The sequence below is a fragment of the Intrasporangium chromatireducens Q5-1 genome, assembly GCF_000576575.1.
GTDB lineage: Bacteria > Actinomycetota > Actinomycetes > Actinomycetales > Dermatophilaceae > Intrasporangium_A > Intrasporangium_A chromatireducens.
Window position 1 is genome coordinate 1 of the sequence record NZ_AWQS01000326.1, and the last position, 3,537, is coordinate 3,537.

Here is a 3,537-nt window from a genome sequence, read left to right on the forward strand (position 1 = left end):
CGCAGGCCGAAGAGCGTGATGTCATCGCCCGTGTTGCCGATGATGGTGAGCTCGGTGGCCGGGCCGGCGCTGCGCTCGAGGTGGTGCAGCAACCCCCTCAGGAAGCGCGCTCCGCCCACTCCTCCGGCCAACGCGGTGATTCGCATGGCCCGATCTTCTCAGCCGCCGTTGTCGCGCCGATCGGGGGCCTCGCACCGCAAATATCAGAGTACGGCTTGACGAGAGGGGTATGACACGCATGTAATTTCATTGTTGTCTCTTGTTCGAGCCCGAATCGGCCGGACCTGGGCGGCAGAGTGCAGACGCAGAGTCAGGGTCGAGGAGGGGTCATGCACGAGATATTGCTGGTACTGGGAGATGACGCGGAGGAGGGGGAGCTCTCCTGGCAGGAGCGGGCTCTCTGCGCGCAGACGGACCCGGAGGCGTTCTTCCCCGAGAAGGGCGGCTCGACGCGTGAGGCCAAGAAGGTCTGCGTCAACTGCGAGGTCCGGCAGCAGTGCCTCGAGTACGCGCTGGCGCACGACGAGCGGTTCGGCATCTGGGGCGGGCTGTCCGAGCGCGAGCGGCGCAAGCTGAAGAAGCGCGCCGTCTGACGAGGACCACCGGCTGACCCGGGTGCACACCCGGGCCCGATGGACGTGACTGTGCCAGACGCGCTGACCACCGCCTTCACCACCACTCCCGCCGGCGCGGGAGCCGCTGCGCCCACCCACTTCCCCTCCCAGGGGCGCATCGCTCCGACGCCGACCGCCGAGGTGTCCGTCGTGCTGCTCGTGCGCGACGGCGCTCCGTGGCTCGCCGAGTCGCTCGCTGCGATCGCGCTACAGACGCTGCGACCCCGGCGCGTCCTCGCCGTCGACCTCGGCAGCCGGGACACCTCGCTCGCCATCGTGCGGGCCCACCAACAGCTGCGCCGGGCGGTCCCCGACATCGACATCCTCGAGCTGCCCGCCGGCATCCCGATCGGCCGGGCGATCGACCGCGCCATCACGAGCCTGCCCCGCAGCGGCGCCACGCGGCAGCTGGCCTGGGTGCTCCACGACGACGTCGCCCCGCAGCCCGAGGCGCTCGAGCGGCTCGTCGAGGCGATGCTCCGCTCGCCATCGGTCGGCATCGCCGGGCCGAAGCTCGTCGAGTGGGACGACCCGCGGCGTCTGGTGGAGCTCGGTATCCAGGTGACGCGCAGCGGCCGACGCATCGCGTCCCCGGCGCCGGGCGAGGCCGACCAGGGGCAGCACGACAGCCGCACCGACGTGCTGGCGGTCGGCACGAAGGGCATGCTCGTCGACCGCGCTGTGCACACCGACCTGCGTGGTTTCGACGAGAGCTTCGAGCGCTACGGCGCGGCTCTCGACTTCGGCTGGCGGGCCCAGCTGGCCGGCCACCGTGTCATCGTCGTGCCGAGCGCCGTCGTCCGGGACGCCTGCGCCACGGCCCAGGGCCGCCGCGCAACCGGCCCCGGCGCAGCCGAGGTGGCTCGCCGCACCCGACGGGCGACGCGGCAGGTCGCCCTCGCCCGGTCAGCGCCGCTCGCCGCCCCCTTCCTGGGGATCTGGGTGGCCCTGTCGAGCCTCGTGGCTGCCGTGACCCTGCTCGTGGCGAAGCGACCTCGACAGGCCTGGCGGGAGCTGTCGGACATCGGGGCCCTCGCGCACCCCTCGGCGATCACCGCCGCCCGGTGGCGCGGCCGTGCGACGAAGCGGCTGCGCCGCGACGACCTGGCGACGCTGTTCGTCACCCCGCGCGAGGCGGCCCGCACCACGATCGACCACATCCAGGACGCCATCACCCCCGACACGCTCCGGCGCCGGGAGGCCGCGCCCACCGTCGAGACCGGACCCGTGGGCGAGGAGTCGGAGTCCCTCGACGTCCTGCCCGCCTCCCTGCCACGTCGGGTGCTGACGCACCCGGGCTTCCTCGCCGTGGTCGCCGTCCTCGTCACCACGGTGATCGCCTGGCGCGACCCGATCCGGGCCGGTGCACTGTCGCCGGCCCACACCGGCGTCGCCGGCGGCGAGCTGTTCCCCGTCAGCACCGGCTCCGGGGGTCTCTGGCATGCCTTCCGAGATGCCTGGCACGGCTCCGGCCTCGGCTCGGGGTCGGCCCCGGCGCCCGCGCTCGCGGTCCTCGCCGCGCTGACCTGGCTCGTCGAGCGCGTCCCCGGTGTCGCCGCCAGCCGGTCTCCGGCGGGCGTGACGGTCGCGTGGCTCATGTTCCTCGGGCCGGTTCTCGCGACGTGGTCGGCCTATCTGGCCGGGCGCGTCGCCTCGTCCTCCCGGACCGGCCGGGCTGTGGCCGCAGCGGCCTGGGGCGTCAGCTCCGTCGTGACGGCCGCGGTCGTCGAGGGGCGCCTCAGCGCCGTCGTGGTGCATGTGGTGCTGCCCTTCGTCATCGCCGGGTTCGCCCTCGCCGGACGGGCCGACGGCACCTACACCGCAACCTTCGCCACCGCCCTGGCGACCGCCGTCGTGGGCGCTTTCGCGCCACCGCTGCTGGCCGTCTCGGCCGTGGCCGCGCTGCTGCTGGTCCTTTTCGGACCCGGCCAGCGACGCGTGCGCGGCCTGGTCCTGCTCGTCGTCCCGACCGCCCTCCTGGGTCCGTCCGTGATGCGGTTCGTCGCCGACTGGCGGCTGCTGCTCTCCGGCCCCGGGCTGCTCGACACCGCGCGGGTCGGCCCCGTCGCAGGGGTCGTCGTGGGCCAGCCCGACGCGCCGCTGACCGCCTGGCTGTGGCTCGGCGCCCCCCTCGTCGTGCTCGGCATCCTCGGGTATGCGGCTCACGCCCGCTCTCGCTCCGCCTCGGTCGGCCTCTGGTCAGGGGTCGCCGTCGGCCTCGTCGGTCTGGCGGTGGCCCTGGGCAGCGCCCGGGTCGTCCTCGGCACCGCGGCGACGGGCGTCGGCACCTCCGCACCGGCGCGGCTCTGGGAGGGCGTCGGCCTGGAGCTGTGGGTCGCGGGCCTGCTCGTCGGGCTGCTGGCCGGCAGCGGCGCCGTGCTGTCCGGTCTGCGTCGCCCGGTCCGCCGCCGCACCCTCGGGCTCGCCGTGGCGGCCGTGGTGCTCGTCCTTGTGCCGATCGTCGCGGGCGCCGTCCACTGGGGCGTGTCGGGTGTCGGCGACCACCTCACGCCGGGCCAGGCCCGGCTGCCGGCTGTCGCGGTCGAGCAGGGCAACGGACCGCTCAGCAGCCGCCTGCTCCTGCTGCGCCCCTCCGCCACGGTCGTCGACTTCGAGCTGACCGGGACCGAGCCGGGCGAGCTGCTGCGCGACCTCGACCGTGCCCGTCCCGACAACTCCGACCTCGTCGCCACGGTCGCGGCGCTCGTCGGTGGTCGGCAGAGCGACGAGTCGCCGTCGCGCGCCCTCGCGCAGCTGGCCGTCGGGTTCGTCCAGGTCGTCAGCGACGGCAACGACGAGCTGGTCCGCCGCCTCGACTCGACCGAGGGGCTGAGCCGGCTCGGCCGGGAGGACGGCGCCACGTTGTGGAAGGTGCGGCCGTTGCCGGGCGCGGGCGCTGGCGAGGCGGCCGCGGCGCCGTCCC

The 3,537-nt window shown here is 74.5% G+C and carries 3 protein-coding genes; 2 read left to right on the forward strand and 1 reads right to left on the reverse strand.

Going from position 1 to position 3,537, the window contains the following annotated elements:
* On the reverse strand, window positions 1–146 hold a 146-nt coding region (locus N864_RS26160), incomplete at its 3' end, for a 2-phospho-L-lactate transferase CofD family protein (RefSeq protein WP_338033664.1).
* 183 nt (window positions 147–329) lie between these two features.
* Here N864_RS26160 and N864_RS20370 point away from each other — a divergent pair.
* Together N864_RS20370 and N864_RS20375 are read left to right on the forward strand one after the other, a co-directional pair.
* Window positions 330–593, forward strand: coding sequence for a WhiB family transcriptional regulator (locus N864_RS20370; RefSeq protein ID WP_034721705.1), 264 nt, complete (start codon window positions 330–332; stop codon window positions 591–593).
* A 39-nt stretch (window positions 594–632) separates the two neighbouring features.
* The coding region (locus tag N864_RS20375; RefSeq protein WP_051518865.1) for a glycosyltransferase family 2 protein at window positions 633–3,537 on the forward strand (2,905 nt) is incomplete at its 3' end.

Excerpts from the sequence above, each read along its gene's own strand:
- N864_RS20370 (WP_034721705.1), top strand. The coding sequence starts at position 330 with ATGCACGAGATATTGCTGGTACTGGGAGATGACGCGGAGGAGGGGGAG.